The following is a 14478-nucleotide window of genomic DNA, read 5'->3' as shown; positions in this document are numbered from 1 at the left end:
ACGCCCCCCCTTCCCTCCAGGCTGTTCCCCCCGGCTGGTCCCCGTAAGGGGGGGAGGGGCACCTTCGACCGGTTCCACCGGTCGAAGGTGCCCCTCACCCGAGATGTCGGAGCCGCGGGACGTCAGACGGAGACGATGACCGACGAGCCGTGACCGAACAGGCCCTGGTTGGCGGTGATGCCGACCCGGGCGCCCTCGACCTGACGGCCCTCGGCCTGCCCGCGCAGCTGCCAGGTGAGCTCGCACACCTGCGCCAGCGCCTGCGCGGGGACGGCCTCACCGAAGCAGGCAAGTCCGCCGGACGGGTTGACCGGGATGCGGCCGCCGATCGTGGTGTCCCCCGCGCGGAGCAGGTGCTCGGCCTCGCCGCGCTTGCACAGCGACAGGTCCTCGATCCAGTCGAGCTCCACCGAGGTGGCGAGGTCGTAGACCTCGGCGACGTCGACGTCCTCCGGCGAGATGCCCGCCTCCTCGTAGGCGGCGTCGCCGATCGACTCCTTGAACGTGCGCTCCGGCGCGGGGACCGCGGACGCCGACTCGGTGGAGAAGTTCGGCATGTCCATGATGGTCTGCGGGAACGTCGGGGTGACCGTCGAGATCGCCTTGATCTTCACCGGGTCGACGATGCCCTTCTTGCGGGCGTACTCCAGCGACGTCAGGATGATCGCCGCGCCGCCGTCGGAGGTGGCGCAGATGTCGAGCAGGTGCAGCGGGTCGGCGACCATCGGCGACGCGAGCACGTCCGCGGCCGCGACCTCCTTGCGGTAGCGCGCGTACGGGTTGTTCAGGCCGTGCTTCGCGTTCTTCACCTTGACCGCGGCGAAGTCCTCGACGGTCGCGCCGTACAGGTCGATGCGACGGCGCGCGTTGAGTGCGAAGTATGCGGGGTTCGTCATGCCCATCAGGCGGAACCGCAGCCAGTCCGGGTCGTCCCAGCGTTCGCCGGCGACCGGGGCGAGGAAGCCCTTCGGGGTGGTGTCGGCGCCGACGACGAGCGCGACGTCGGACAGGCCAGCCAGGATCCGGGCGCGGGCGGTGTCGAGGGCCTGCGCGCCGGTCGCGCACGCCGCGTACGACGTGGCGACCCGGGCGCCGTTCCAACCGAGGGCCTGCGCGAACGTGGCGCCCGCGACGTAGCCGCCGTAGCCGTTGCGGACCGTCTCGCCGCCGACAATCAGGTCGACGTCCTGCCAGTCCACGCCCGAGTCGGCGAGGGCCGCGCGGGCCGCGGCGACGCCGTACTTGACGAACGAGTGCCCCCACTTGCCCCAGGCGTGCATGCCGACGCCGAGAACCGCCACATCGTTGTTGCTCATGCCACTGCCCCGTTCTCTGCTGCCGCGACCGGCTTCCAACGCCAGATCGTGCGATCGCCGGTCTCGTCGGTGTAGAGGGTCTCGACGACCAGCTCGACCGCGTTGCCCACCTTGAGGTCGGCGACGCCGAACCCGTCGGCGACCTGGCCGAGCACGACGAGGCCCTCCGGTAGCTCCACGGCGGCGAGCGCGAACGGTACGTACGGATCGGTGGTGGCGATGTACGGCGCGGGCGGCTTGTACTGGGCGTCGGTGTAGGACCAGACGGTGCCGCGGCGGGACAGCTCGACGTCGTCGAACTCCTCGCCGGCGCACGCCGGGTTCTTGCAGAAGGTGGTTTCCCGGGGGAAGGAGATCGTGCCGCAGGACCGGCACGAGGTTCCGATCAGGGCCGGCTCGGGGCCGGTGGTGAACCAGCCCTCCACGGCGGGGGTCGCGTCGCTCATCACGTCCTCATCTGCAGGGGAGAACCCGGCTCGGGCGAACATCACGAGACGGGTAGAACGCGTTGCAGTATTACACGAAATCGGCCGGTTGCGGGCTCGAGATCCCACCCAGCGGGTCCGGGCGGCTCGCGGTAGGTTCGGGGGCATGGCCGCCGCAGGGAGCGCCGCCCCGATCGAGGTCGGGGGCCGCGTGGTGCGCATCTCGCACCCGGACCGGGTGTACTTCCCGGCCACCGGCGCGACGAAGCTAGACCTCGCCCGGTACTACCTCGCCGTCGGGGACGGCATCGTCCGTGCGCTGCGGGAGCGGCCATGCATGCTGCACCGGTTCCCGGGCGGAGTTGCGGGGGAGAAGGTGCACCAGAAGCGGCTGCCGCGGGGCGCACCGGACTGGATGGACACGGTGCGCGTCCACTTTCCGCGTTACGACCGGGACGCGGACGAGCTGTGCGTCACCGAACTCGCCCAGGTGATCTGGGCGGTGCAGATGTCGACGGTCGAGTTCCATCCCTGGAACTCGCGGCGCGGTGACGTGGAGAAACCCGACGAGTGGCGGATCGACCTCGATCCGATGCCCGACTGCGGGTGGGACCGGGTGCTGCGCGTTGCCGGGGTCGTGCACGAGGTGCTCGACGAGCTCGGCGCGGTGGGCTGGCCGAAGACGTCGGGAGGCCGAGGGGTGCACGTCTACGTGCGGATCCCGCCAACGCACGGCTTCGCGGATGTGCGCCGGGCCGCCCTCGCCTTCGCGCGGGAGGTCGAGCGACGCGCACCGGCCGACGCGACCACCACCTGGTGGCGGAAGGACCGGGACCCGGCGGCCCTGTTTGTGGACTACAACCAGAATGCCCGCGATCACACGATGGCGGCGGCCTACTCGGTGCGCGGCGTGCCGAACGGGCGGGTGTCCGCTCCCGTTGGCTGGGACGAACTCGGGGACGCGGACCCGGACGACTTCACGCTCGCGACGATGCCGGGCCGTTTCGCCCGTCTCGGCGACCTGCACGCGGGCATCGACGACGCGGTGTTCGATCCGGCGCCGCTGCTCGATTGGGCGGACCGGGACGAGCGCGACGGCGCCGCCGACCCCGGCAATCCCGACTGAGTTCGCCGAGGCTCAGCGGGCGGTGGCCTCGGTGGTGAGGGACTGCAGCAGCGCCATGACCTCGGACTCGCGGAAACGGCGGTGCCCGCCCGGGGTGCGGAGGGAGCCGAGGCGTCCGGCGTGCGCCCATCGCGTGACCGTCTTGGGGTCGACATGGAACAGGGCGGCCACCTGGCCAGGGGTGAGCAGTGCTTCCTGGGTGGCGTGGAACGCGGGGACGCTCATCGAGGCCCTCCCTCAAGGGTCAAGTGCCGAGCCGCGGCCCGGGCCGTGGCATGGCCGGACGGCTCGGCCGCGGTGCACGTCGCGGACAGTGCGCACATCGTGGCACCCGACCCCCCAGGTACTCGAACCGTCTAAGTTCGGTAAAGGGGAGGTAATTCGCAAATCGGATAAGTCCGGCAGGTGTGATGGTCCGGTGCCCGGTCGGTACCCTGGGGTAGTGACTGACTCGACCCCCGACTCCGCCCCCGCGAACCCGAAGGGTTCACTCGCCAAGGCGATGGCGATCTACACTGCCGCCCGTCTCGGCCTGGTGGTGGTCATCGCGGCGATCATCCTGGGCGTGAGCAAGCTGGTCAGTGTCGAGGTGCCGCTGCTGGTTGCGCTGATCTTCGCGGTTGTCATTGCGCTTCCGCTGTCGCTGGTGCTGTTCAAGACGCTGCGGATCCGCGTCAACGAGCAGATCTCCCAGGTCGACGCGCAGCGGCGCAAGGACCGCGACGACCTGCGGTCGAAGCTCCGCGGCGACAAGTAATGACGGCCACCGTCGACCGGAGCGCGCCGCGTGACTGGGTCGACGAGGCGGTGCGGCTGATCGACGCCGACACCCAGCGCAGCGCGGACACGCACCTGCTGAGGTACCCGCTGCCTGTGGACTGGAGTGTCGCCCTCTACCTCAAGGACGAGTCCACCCACGTCACCGGCAGCCTCAAGCACCGGCTCGCGCGGTCGCTGTTCCTCTACGCGATCTGCAACGGGTGGGTCACCGAAAACACCACCGTCATCGAGGCGTCGTCCGGGTCGACGGCGGTCAGCGAGGCGTACTTCGCGAAGCTCCTCGGCCTGGACTTCGTCGCGGTGATGCCGCGCAGCACCAGCCCGGCCAAGATCGCGCTGATCGAGGCGCAGGGCGGACGCTGCCACTTCGTGGACCGGCCCGGCGAGATCTACACCGAGGCGCAGCGACTCGCCGACGAGGTCGGCGGCCACTACATGGACCAATTCACGCACGCCGAGCGGGCGACCGACTGGCGCGGCAATAACAACATCGCCGAGAGCATCTTCGAGCAGATGCGGCTCGAGCGGCACCCGGTTCCCGACTGGGTGGTCGTCGGGGCCGGGACCGGTGGCACGTCAGCGACGATCGGCCGGTACCTCCGATACCGCAGGCACGCGACACGACTGCTGGTCGTCGACCCCGAGAACTCGGCGTTCATCGGCGGTTACGAGACCGGCTCGGCCGAGCACCGGACCGGGATGCCGTCCCGGATCGAGGGCATCGGCAGGCCGCGCATCGAGCCGTCGTTCATTGGGCAGGTCGTGGATCGGATGGCGACCGTCCCCGATGCCGCGTCGATCGCCGCCACCCGGCATGCCAGCGCCGTCCTCGGCCGCCGCGTCGGCGGATCCACCGGCACCAATCTGTGGGGCGCCTTCTCGGTGCTCGCCGAGATGCTCGCCGCCGGGCGTGCGGGCAGCGTCGTCACCCTGATCTGCGATGGCGGCGAGCGGTACGCGGGCACCTACTTCGACGACGACTGGGTTCGGGGTCAGGGCCTCGACCTCACCGGCCCTGCGGCGGTGCTCGACGCGTTCGCGCGCACCGGCCGCTGGACCGCGTGATCCGTCAGCGCGCTGGCGCGTGCTCATCGGTGTCGGCGAACTGGGTGCGGTAGAGGTCCTCGTACCGGCCGCCCGCGGCGAGGAGTTCGACGTGGGTTCCGCTCTCCACGACCCGCCCGTCCTCGATCACCAGGATCTGGTCCGCCGCCCGGATCGTCGACAGCCGGTGCGCGATCACCACCGACGTCCGGCCGATCAACGCCTCGCCGAGCGCGGCCTGCACCGCGGCCTCGGACGTCGAGTCCAGGTGCGCGGTCGCCTCGTCCAGGATCACCACCCGCGGATGCGCCAGCAGCAGGCGGGCGATGGTCAACCGCTGCCGCTCGCCGCCGGAGAGCCGATAGCCGCGCTCGCCGACCACGGTGTCGAGGCCGTCGGGCAGCGACCGGATCAGGTCGGTGAGCCGGGCCCGGTCAAGGACCGCCCACATCTCGTCCTCGGTCGCACCAGGCCTGGCCAGCATCAGGTTCGCGCGAATCGAATCGTGGAACAGATGCCCGTCCTGGGTGACCATGCCGACGGTCCCGCGGATCGCCTCGGCGGACAACTCCCGCACGTCGACGCCGCCGACCCGGACCGCGCCTGCATCGGTGTCGTAGAGCCGCGGCACCAGCTGCGCGATCGTCGACTTGCCCGCCCCGGAGGAACCGACCAGCGCGACCATCTGGCCCGGCTCGGCGCGGAACGAGATCTCGTGCAGGACCTCGACGCCGCCCCGGGTATCGAGGGTCGCGACCTCCTCGAGCGAGGCGAGCGACACCTTGTCCGCTGCCGGGTACGCGAACCGGACCTGTTCGAACTCGACCGACACCGGCCCGTCCGGCATCGGTGTCGGGCGCGCGGGTTCGGCGATCAGCGGCGGCAGGTCCAGGACCTCGAAGACCCGCTCGAAGCTGACGAGCGCGCTCATCACCTCGACCCTCGCGGACGCGAGCGCGGTCAGCGGCGCGTACAGCCGGGTCAGTAGCAGCGCAAGGGCGACAACGGAGCCCGCCTCGAGGCGTCCGGTCAGCGCGTACCAGCCGCCCAGTCCGTACACCAGGGCCAGCGCCAGCGCCGACACCAGCGTCAGGGAGGTGACGAACGCGGCCTGCGTCATCGCGGTGCGCACCCCGATGTCGCGGACCCGGTGCGCCCGGACCTCGAACTCCGCGGACTCCTCCTGGGGCCTGCCGAACAGTTTGACCAGGGTCGCGCCGGGTGCCGAGAACCGTTCGGTCATCTGCGTGCTCATGGTCGCGTTGTGGTCCGCCGCCTCGCGCTGCAGGACAGCCATCTTCGCGCCGATCCGGCGAGCAGGCAGCACGAACACCGGCAGCAGCAGCAGCGCCAGCACGGTGATCTGCCAGGAGATACCCAGCATGACCACCAATGTCAGGATGAGCGTCACCAGGTTCGCAACAACCCCGGACAGGGTGTCGCTGAACGCGCGCTGGGCCCCGATCACGTCGTTGTTGAGCCTGCTGACCAGGGCGCCGGTCCGGGTGCGGGTGAAGAACGCGATCGGCATCTTCTGCACGTGGTCGAACACCGCGGTGCGCAGGTCCAGGATCAGGCCCTCGCCGATGCTCGACGACAGGTAGCGGTTGTACAGCCCGAGCGCGGCCTCGAGCAGGGCGATGACCGCGATCGCGATCGCCAGCCACACCACGACGCTGGCGTCGGTGCCCTTGACGATGGCGTCGACGACCCGGCCCGCGAGTACCGGCGTCGCGACCGCGAGCGCCGCGGTCGCGACGCTGACCAGCAGAAACAGCGTGATCTTGCGGCGGTGCGGTGTCGCGAAGCCGAGGATCCGCCGCACCGTGGCCATCGAGAACGGACGCCGGTCGTCCTGGGCGTGCATCATCCGGTACATCGAGTTCCAGGCGACCGATTCCATGCTCATGACCGGGCTCCATTCCTGACCGTGCTGTTCACTGCCGTCCCCCTCGATTCGTCTGGTCGGTGCAACGCTACGGGCAGGCTCTGACATGCCCGGTGTGCAGCCGACCGTAGAACCTAAAGTGAACTTGAGGTCAAGCCGGGCAGCGTGCCGGGGCATCCTCGGCGAACGGGACGTCGTCCGGCAGCAGGTAGGTGACGAGGAGAACGACGGGGTCGGGGCCGAGATTGAGCCCGACATGGTCGCCGCCCGGGTCCTCGGTGACCCACGCTCCCGCGGGCGAGGTGACCCGCGAGCAGTCGGGCAGCACCCGCGTCAGGGTGCCCGACACGACGAGGCCCTGGACATGGCCGCCGTGGCGGTGCCAGCCGGTGCTGCCGCCCGGCGCGATGACGAGCCGGCGCAGCGTCCCCTCGGTCTCGTCCGGCACGGCGGCGTGTCCGGGCGGTGGCGGCGGCAGCAGGGACGGCGCGAGCTCGAGTTCGGCGAGGGTGTCCGCGGTGACGCCCTGCGGCGGCGTCGCGCCAGCAGGCGCGGTGAGGCCGAACGCCGCGATCGAGGTCAGGGCGGCGGTCGCGGCGAGGCGGGGAAGGGTGCGCATGGCGGTGATCCGTTCGAGTCGAGGTGCTCGTGCGTCTGGGTCGAATCCCTCGAGGCCGGGTCGGCCCCGGAACGTGTCCTGCCCGTCCATCGTCACGCACCCCGGTGGGGGGACGGCCGCGAAATCGGCCGATGGTGGCCACATAGTGATCACCACTGGAACGTGTTCTCGCTACGCTGCCGGGTATGCGCACCTCCCGTCGAGTCCTCGCCCTGTCCGCCATCGGGGCCGCTGTCGCCGTCTCCGCCGTGATCGCGACCGCGGGCACCGCTGCCGCCGGTCCCGCAGTCTCGGCTGATCCGGGTCGCGTCGACAGCGAGCGGGAGGCCGTCGCCCGCGCCTACATCGATGCGTTGCTCTCCCACGACGCATCGGACGTGGCGTTCGCGCCGGGCGCCACCCGGGTCGAGGCGGGCCTGAAGACCGGCTTCACCGGTGCGCAGATGGCGTGGGACCTCACCCACGGCCCGCAGTACCGCGTGATCCAGGGCATCCGCGACCTGGAACTCAGTGAGCAGGGGGACGTGGTGTCGACCCGCTACCTGCTCGACGCCGGGATCGCGGGCGCAACGTTGATGACCGTCGAGATCGTCGAGACGTTCGAGATTCCGGACGGCACCATCCATGCGGTCGTCGCGCACATCACGCCGAAGTTCGGCGCCTGAACCGTCCGGGACCTCGGCGCCGTCACCTGCTGATCAGCTGCGCGGCGGCCGCGGTGCCTGCCGCGACGACCCCGACCGACGGCCAGGCGCCGATCTTCTTGGCCAGTGGATGCGAGGCGCCGAACGCGCCGACGTAGGTGCCGAGCAGGACCGCGGTCCGGCCCGGGCCCGAGGTGCGCGCCCAGTGGGTGGCGCAGACGGCCCCGGCCGCGGCGAGGACCGCGCCGCCGAGCGGCCGGTTGCCGGTCTGCCGGGCGACGGCGTAGCCGCCGACGAGTCCGCTGGCGGCGATGGCGGATGCGGCGGTCTTGCTCAGTGCCATGGGATCTCCTTCTGAATGGGCGTCCAAGTCCCGTCCACGGTAGCGCCGCCCCACCATGTCAACTTTCATTGACATGTCGGGGGATGTCAACGTAGATTGACGTTATGACCGAGGCAACGCATCTCGCGGCGGCAGCGGGCAGCCCCGACCCGAAGATCGGCCTGCGGGCCGTGCTGGCGCTGCGCAGGCTGCTCGAACGGCTCGAGGCGGTGCAGGTGCAGAACGCCCGCGATCAGGGCTGGTCCTGGCAGGCGATTGCCGACTCCCTCGAGGTCAGTAGGCAGGCCGTGCACCAGAAGCACAACAGGAGGAGATGAGATGTTCGAACGGTTCACCGGCGCGGCCCGATCCGCGGTCGTTCGGGCCCAAGGGGAGGCCAAGGGCCTCGCGTCCCCGCGGATCGGCGCCGAACACGTCCTGCTCGGCGTGCTCGTCGTTGAGGCGAACTCACCACTCGGACAGCTCTGCGCCGACACCGGCCTGACCCATGCGGCGGTCCGGGTGCACCTCGTGGACGGGACCGCGGACCGTCCACTCGGCGACGTCGATGCTGAGGCGCTGCGCTCGATCGGCATCGACCTCGACGCGGTCCGGGTCAGCATCGAATCGAGCTTCGGCGCCGATGCACTCGACGGTGTCGACGGTGTCGACGAGCGGCGCGGCTGGTTCGCCCGCCGCACCGGGCACGTCCCGTTCACCGCAGGCGCGAAGAAGTCGATCGAGCTGTCGCTGCGCGAGGCACTGGCCCGCAAAGATCCCGCGATCGGCGCCGAACACCTCCTGCTGGGGTTGCTGCGCTGCGCCGATCCCGCCGTCATCGACGAGATCGCCCCTCATGTCGAGCCAGCCGAGCTGCGTCGTCGGGTGATCGACCTTCTCGACCGCGCGGCCTGACCCGCACCCATTCGTTGAATGGGTGTTCATGCGTCACTTCCGGGTGGCGGATGACACATGAACCCCCATTCAATGGTTCAGGGGGTGCGGGTCAGGTGGCTGGGGTTCAGGGGACGCTGCATCGCGATCCGGGGCCAGGCGTCGAGGCCGTGCGCGGCCTCGGCGGCCCGGACCGCCCGCAACTGCGGGCCAAGGTCGGAGTCCGGGATCGGCTCGAAACCGAGACGCCGGTAGTACGGCGCGTTCCACGGAACGTCGACGAACGTGGTCAGCGTCAGCCGCCGGTCGCCCCGGTCGACCGCCCACGCGGCGACCGCCTCGATCAGTGCCGCGCCGAGGCGACGGCCCGACCAGCGCGGATCCACCGACACCTGCTCGAGATGCGCGCCGCCGTCGACGACCTCGGCGCACGCGTAGCCCACGGCGGTGCCGTCGGACCGGCCGACCTGCGACCGGGCGAGCGAATGGACCATTCGGTCGATCTCATCGACTGAACGCTTCCGTTCACTCGATGCTGGGGAGGCGGCGGTGGCGACCCACAGCCGGCCCGCGCGCCGATACCGCTCGAGTCCAGCGATCGTCGGCGGCGCGTCGTCGGCGACGGCCGTCATCCCGAGCGCGCGAAACGGGTGCCCGGCGGCGACCTCGATGGCCGGCAGCGCGGACAGGTCGGCGGCGATGGCGAGTCGGATCATCGGTCCCGTCCGGAGCCTCTCGTGTGTCAGCATGGGCGCATGAGTTTCTTGGTGCGTCTGGTGATCAACGCGATTGCGATCTGGCTGGCGTCGGAATGGGTGTCCGGCATCGACATCGCCACCAAGGACGACGTCAGTCAGGTCGTCGTGATCGCGTTCATCGCGCTGGTGTTCACCGTAGTGAACGCGTTCGTCAAGCCGATCGTGCAGCTGCTGTCCCTGCCGCTGCTGATCCTCACGCTCGGGCTGTTCACGCTGGTGATCAACGCGCTGATGCTGCTGCTGACGGCCTGGATCACCGAATCGACCTCGCTGGGCATCTCCGTCGACGGGTTCTGGACCGCGGTGTGGGGTGCGCTGATCATCTCGGTGGTCAACTTCGTGCTCACCGCCGTGGTTCCCGGCGGCAAGCGCTGAGCCGACCCGCCGTCGGCGCGCGCGAGCGTCAGCCGAGCCACAACGCTAGGCCGGTCGCCGCACCCCAGACGAGCATCGCGGCCCCGGTTCCGGCGAGCGCCGGGATCAGGGCGAGGCCCTGGCCGCCGGACCGGACCGGGGCGTTCGCCTTCACCGCCAACGGCAGCGCCAGCAGGCCGAGCAGGGCAAGCGGGGTGCGCGCGACGAGCACCAGCGTCACCACGAACGGCACCGCGAGCAGCGCCAGGTGCAGGGTGCGGGTCCGGGCGTCGCCGAGCCGCACCGCGAGGGTGTGCTTGCCGGACTCGGTGTCGGTGGGGATGTCGCGCAGGTTGTTCGCGACCAACACCGCGGACGAGAACGAGCCGACCGCGACCGCGGTCACCGTCCCGGCCCAGTCGACGCGGCCTGCCTGCACGAACTGAGTGCCGAGGACGGCGACCAGCCCGAAGAACACGAACACCGCGATCTCGCCGAACCCGCTGTACCCGTACGGCTTCGACCCGCCGGTGTAATACCAGGCGCCGACGATGCAGGCCGCGCCGACCAGGATCAGCCACCACGCCGACACCAGCGCCAGCACGACGCCCGCGACGGCGGCGACCCCAAAGCAGGCGAACGCCGCACCCTTGACCGCGGCGGGCGACGCGAGCCTCGACCCGACCAAACGGAGCGGGCCGACCCGCTCGTCGTCGGTTCCCCGGATCCCGTCGGAGTAGTCGTTGGCGAAGTTGACGCCGACGATCAGGGCCATCGACACCAGCAGCGCCAGCAACGCCTTCCACCACACGGCGCCGCCGATCGACGCCGCCGCGCCGGTGCCCGCGAGCACCGGGGCGATCGCGTTCGGCAGGGTGCGCGGTCGGGCGCCGGAGATCCATTCGGAAACAGAAGCCATGCCTGCGATCCTGTCACCATCCGGTCCCGGACCCGTCGGGGTGGCTAGCATGGGCGCCGGTGCACCCCCCTGTGAACGACCCCGGCCCGGACGTGTCCACCGATCTGGTGGTGGCCCTGCTCGGTGCGGTGTCGACGCGACGCGACGGATCCCTGGTCCCGCTGCCGGGCCCCCGGGCCCGCACCCTGTTGGTCGCGTTGGCGCGCACACCGGGGCGGGTGCGGGGCGCATCCGCCCTGATCGAGGACGTGTGGGGGGATGACCCGCCGCGGTCCCCGACGAATGCGCTGCACACCCAGATCTCGCGGTTGCGGTCCGCGCTGCCCGACGGTGCGGTGGAGAGCACCGCCCACGGCTACCGGCTGGTGCTGACCCGGACGCAGGTGGACCTGACCCTCGCGCGTGTCCTCGAGCAGGCGGCACAGCAGCACCTCGCCGACGGCGACCCGCGCGCTGCTGCGGAGTCCGTCCGGGCCGCGCAGGCGTTGTGGCGCGGCGAGCCCGGTGCGGACCTGCCGGCCGGTGCGCCCGCCCGCGAGCTCGTCGAGGAGGCGGCGCAGCGCAGGGCGGCGTTGGACACGGCCCTGCTCGCCGCGCTGGTCACCGCCGGTGACCTGCGGCAGGCGCTGCCGCTGGCGCGAGCAGCAGCGGACCGGTCGCCCCTGGACGAGCAGGCGCACGGGCAGTTGATGCTGGTGCTCGCCGGACTGGGTCTGGCGAACGAGGCGCTGGACGTCTTCGCCGGGTTGCGGGAACGGCTCGCCGACCGGCTCGGTACCGACCCGTCGCCCCGGCTGGTGGAGCTCAACGCCGCGGTGCTGACCGGGGCCGCGCCGACGTTCGGCGGGCAGGCCAGGGCCGCCGGATCAGCGGTGCCCGCGGTAGCCGAACCGCTGCCGGGGGCGGCCGAGCCGGTTCCCTCCGCCGTCGGGCTGCGGGCGGCGCCGAACGCGCTGCTCGGCCGCGATGCGGACCTGGATGCGGTCGACGACCTGCTTGCCGCGGCCCGGGTGGTCACCCTGCTCGGCCCCGGCGGCACCGGGAAGACCCGGCTCGCGCACGCGATCGGACTGCGCGCCGCCGCCGACCTCCCGGTCGCACTCGTCGAACTGGCGCCGCTGCGCAGCGGCGCCGACGTGATCGGCGCGATCAGCGCGACCCTGGGGCTCAGCGAGATCGAGCTGACGCCGGGTGCCGGCCTGACCCGCGCCCGGATCCACGACGCGCGGAATCGGCTGCGGGACGCGCTGTCCGCGCGGCCGTCGCTGCTAATTCTGGACAATTGCGAGCACCTGATCGACGACGTCGCAGCGGTGGTGGCGGACCTCGTCGCGGTAAGTGACCGGGTGACGGTGTTGGCCACCAGCCGTGCGCCGCTGGCGATCAACGCCGAGGTGGTGTATCCGCTTGCGCCGCTTGAGGTTGACGAGAGCGGTTCCCCGGCAACGGAACTGTTCCGGACCCGGGCGCGGGCCGTGCGACCGTCGGTACGGCTGGACCCGCGGGAGGTGGCGCGATTGTGCCGCACCCTCGACGGACTCCCACTGGCCATCGAATTGGCGGCCGCCCGGGTCCGGACGATGAGCGTGGCGGAGATCAACACCCGGCTCACCGACAGGTTCACGCTGCTGCGGTCCGGGGATCGGACGTCGCCGGAACGGCACCGCACGCTGCGCGCCGTGATCGACTGGAGCTGGAATCTGCTCGGGTCCGGGCAGCAGGCGGCGCTGCGCCGCCTGTGCCGGTTCCCCGGCGGCGTCACGGGCGAGGCCGCAATGCTGGTCGCGCAGTGGGGTGCGGTGACCGACGCGGCGGACGCGGTGGAGGGCCTGGTCGGTCAGTCGATGCTGACGGTGGTCGAGGGAACCGACCGGGCAGGCCTGCGCTACCACATGCTCGAGACCGTGCGGGAGTTCGGCGAGGAACGGCTCGCGGAGGCAGGGGAGGTCGACGAGGTGGAGGCGCGCACCTTCGGGTGGGCGCGCGAATTCTGTTCCGCCGCAACGCGTGGTTTCCTCGATGGCGACGAGATCGCGGTGACCGCCATGGTCGAGGCGGAACACGACAACCTGCTCGCCGTCCTCCGGCGGGCCGCGGAGGTCGACGCGAACGATGTCGTCGTCGGGGTGTTCTCCGTCCTCGGGATGCTGTGGTCGCTGCGCGGTTCGCAGTCCGAGGTGCTGGCCTGGGCTCCCCGGATCCTCGCCGTCGACCCCCGCGACGGCCGGCTGGCGGGGGTCCCGGGGAACAGTCTGGCGCTGTGCCACGTCCTCGTTGCCGGGACCGCGGCCTTCTCCGGGTCGGTACGGATGCTGGCAACGACCCGGGTACGGCTGCGTGAGATCGTCCGGACCCGAACCGATCTCGACCCAGTCCTGGTGTTGAGTGCGGCACTGCTCACCCTGCCCGCGGGAGGTGCGGGGGCGGCGCGGATCCTCGCGGAGGGTGTCCGGCATCCCGATCCTGCCGCCCGCAGTGCTGCCCTGATGTCCCGCGCGAACCTGCGAGAGAACAACGGGGACCTGCACGGGTCGCGGGTCGACGCGCTGGCCGCGTTGGCGCTCGCCAGGGAGTCCGGTCAGGTCTGGACGCTGTCGATGGTGTGTCAGCATCTCGGCAGTCTCGCGGCGCAGGCCGCGAACTACGAGGAGGCCCTCGGGTACTACCGGGAGGGCGTGGAGTTGCTGGGGCAGCTGCGCGCGTACGACGAGGCGCTGGCCTCGCGCACCTATCTCACCGCCGTCCTGGTCGGTCTCGGCCGCGTCGACGAGGCCCGCCGCGAACTGGAGCGGGCCGGGAACCTGGCCGAGATCGCGAGCGGTGCCCCCGGACGCTTCGAGGACCGCCACGGGGCCGCGGTGCTCGCGACGGCCCGCGCCGAGATCGACCTCGCGGCCGGAGAGGTGGAGGCCGGGCTGCGCGGGTACCGGCGGGCGCTGGAGTTGGAGGGCGGACCGGAGCCCGGCGCCGGGGACACCCCGGACCCGTTCGGGTTGATGGTGATGTCCGCGGCTGTCGACGCCCATGTACTGGCCGGCCGGGCCGGGGCCGTGGCCGACATCGTCGCCGCCTTCACCGAGCGGGTGCTGACCCAGCTCGGTCCCGCGGGCTACCCGGATCTCCCGCAGACCGGGGCGGTGGCCTGTGCGGTCGGCGGGTTCGACATCGCGACCGGCGACCCGGACGCCGGGCTGCGGCTGCTGGCACTGTCGACGAGAGTCTCACCGCGGCAGGACTTCCCGGTGATGCAGGTGTCCCGGCACCTGGAACGGGCCCGCGCGGAGGTCGGCGCCGACCGAGTCGACGCCGCCCTTGCTGCGGTGGCGGGCCTGCCGAGGAGCCGGGCCCGGCGACAGATCCTGGACGCATTCCGCACCCGCGGGTGAGCG

Annotated in this window: 16 protein-coding genes; 8 read left to right on the top strand and 8 right to left on the bottom strand. The window is 71.4% G+C overall.

From position 1 onward, the window contains the following. Positions 1–122 precede the first annotated feature (122 nt). Positions 123–1316, bottom strand: coding sequence for a lipid-transfer protein (locus ACWF62_RS10285; RefSeq protein ID WP_378508231.1), 1194 nt, complete (start codon positions 1314–1316; stop codon positions 123–125). Beyond that, complete coding sequence (locus ACWF62_RS10280) at positions 1313–1762, bottom strand: Zn-ribbon domain-containing OB-fold protein (RefSeq protein ID WP_378508230.1); 450 nt, start codon at positions 1760–1762, stop codon at positions 1313–1315. Before ACWF62_RS10280 ends, ACWF62_RS10285 begins: the two co-directional genes overlap by 4 nt. Positions 1763–1907: 145 nt before the next feature. Here ACWF62_RS10280 and ligD point away from each other — a divergent pair, with 145 nt between their 5' ends. Continuing rightward, the gene (gene ligD / locus ACWF62_RS10275; protein ID WP_378508229.1) at positions 1908–2867 is read left to right on the top strand and encodes a non-homologous end-joining DNA ligase; all 960 of its coding nucleotides are present in this window, start codon (positions 1908–1910) and stop codon (positions 2865–2867) included. 12 nt (positions 2868–2879) lie between these two features. On the opposite strand, the gene ACWF62_RS10270 is transcribed toward ligD, so the two are convergent. Further along, positions 2880–3092 carry a BldC family transcriptional regulator gene (locus ACWF62_RS10270; protein ID WP_378508228.1) on the bottom strand — a complete coding sequence of 71 codons (213 nt, stop codon included), beginning with the start codon at positions 3090–3092 and terminating at the stop codon, positions 2880–2882. Between the two features lie 277 nt (positions 3093–3369). Between ACWF62_RS10270 and ACWF62_RS10265 the strand changes: the two genes are divergently transcribed. Beyond that, entirely contained in the window at positions 3370–3624 is a 255-nt protein-coding gene (locus ACWF62_RS10265) for a DUF4229 domain-containing protein (protein WP_378508276.1), read from the top strand. Beyond that, positions 3624–4712, top strand: coding sequence for a PLP-dependent cysteine synthase family protein (locus ACWF62_RS10260; protein WP_452629982.1), 1089 nt, complete (start codon positions 3624–3626; stop codon positions 4710–4712). Before ACWF62_RS10265 ends, ACWF62_RS10260 begins: the two co-directional genes overlap by 1 nt. 4 nt (positions 4713–4716) lie before the next feature. Here the strand turns inward: ACWF62_RS10260 and ACWF62_RS10255 are convergent, their stop codons facing one another. Together ACWF62_RS10255 and ACWF62_RS10250 are read right to left on the bottom strand one after the other, a co-directional pair. Further along, positions 4717–6600: an ABC transporter ATP-binding protein gene (locus ACWF62_RS10255; RefSeq protein ID WP_378508226.1), complete on the bottom strand. Its 1884-nt coding sequence runs from the start codon at positions 6598–6600 to the stop codon at positions 4717–4719. Positions 6601–6730: 130 nt separating this feature from the next. Further along, entirely contained in the window at positions 6731–7198 is a 468-nt protein-coding gene (locus ACWF62_RS10250; RefSeq protein ID WP_378508225.1) for a cupin domain-containing protein, read from the bottom strand. A gap of 185 nt (positions 7199–7383) precedes the next feature. On the opposite strand from ACWF62_RS10250, the gene ACWF62_RS10245 reads away from it, so the two are divergent. Continuing rightward, a complete protein-coding gene (locus tag ACWF62_RS10245; protein ID WP_378508224.1) occupies positions 7384–7863 on the top strand; it encodes a hypothetical protein in 480 nt (159 codons plus the stop codon). A gap of 22 nt (positions 7864–7885) precedes the next feature. Here ACWF62_RS10245 and ACWF62_RS10240 read toward each other — a convergent pair whose 3' ends face one another. Then, positions 7886–8185, bottom strand: a complete 300-nt coding sequence (locus ACWF62_RS10240) for a hypothetical protein (protein ID WP_378569917.1) — start codon at positions 8183–8185, stop codon at positions 7886–7888. Positions 8186–8289: 104 nt separating this feature from the next. On the opposite strand from ACWF62_RS10240, the gene ACWF62_RS10235 reads away from it, so the two are divergent. Next, positions 8290–8502, top strand: coding sequence for a helix-turn-helix domain-containing protein (locus tag ACWF62_RS10235; RefSeq protein WP_378569918.1), 213 nt, complete (start codon positions 8290–8292; stop codon positions 8500–8502). Between the two features lies 1 nt (position 8503). Next, positions 8504–9079, top strand: a complete 576-nt coding sequence (locus ACWF62_RS10230; RefSeq protein WP_378569919.1) for a Clp protease N-terminal domain-containing protein — start codon at positions 8504–8506, stop codon at positions 9077–9079. A gap of 77 nt (positions 9080–9156) precedes the next feature. Here the strand turns inward: ACWF62_RS10230 and ACWF62_RS10225 are convergent, their stop codons facing one another. Then, positions 9157–9774 (bottom strand): GNAT family N-acetyltransferase, encoded by a 618-nt coding sequence (locus tag ACWF62_RS10225; protein ID WP_378508223.1) that lies wholly within the window; start codon positions 9772–9774, stop codon positions 9157–9159. A 39-nt stretch (positions 9775–9813) separates the two neighbouring features. Between ACWF62_RS10225 and ACWF62_RS10220 the strand changes: the two genes are divergently transcribed. Beyond that, a complete protein-coding gene (locus ACWF62_RS10220; protein WP_378508222.1) occupies positions 9814–10191 on the top strand; it encodes a phage holin family protein in 378 nt (125 codons plus the stop codon). A gap of 28 nt (positions 10192–10219) precedes the next feature. Here the strand turns inward: ACWF62_RS10220 and ACWF62_RS10215 are convergent, their stop codons facing one another. Beyond that, on the bottom strand, positions 10220–11089 hold the full coding sequence (locus tag ACWF62_RS10215; protein WP_452629981.1) for a 1,4-dihydroxy-2-naphthoate polyprenyltransferase: 870 nt from the start codon (positions 11087–11089) through the stop codon (positions 10220–10222). 59 nt (positions 11090–11148) lie between these two features. On the opposite strand from ACWF62_RS10215, the gene ACWF62_RS10210 reads away from it, so the two are divergent. Next, positions 11149–14475: an AfsR/SARP family transcriptional regulator gene (locus tag ACWF62_RS10210; RefSeq protein WP_452629980.1), complete on the top strand. Its 3327-nt coding sequence runs from the start codon at positions 11149–11151 to the stop codon at positions 14473–14475. Positions 14476–14478: the final 3 nt, after the last annotated feature.

Source organism: Rhodococcus sp. NPDC054953 (assembly GCF_053609225.1).
The sequence above is the reverse complement of the archived record's forward strand: the minus strand, read 5'-3'. Positions and strand labels throughout refer to the sequence as shown.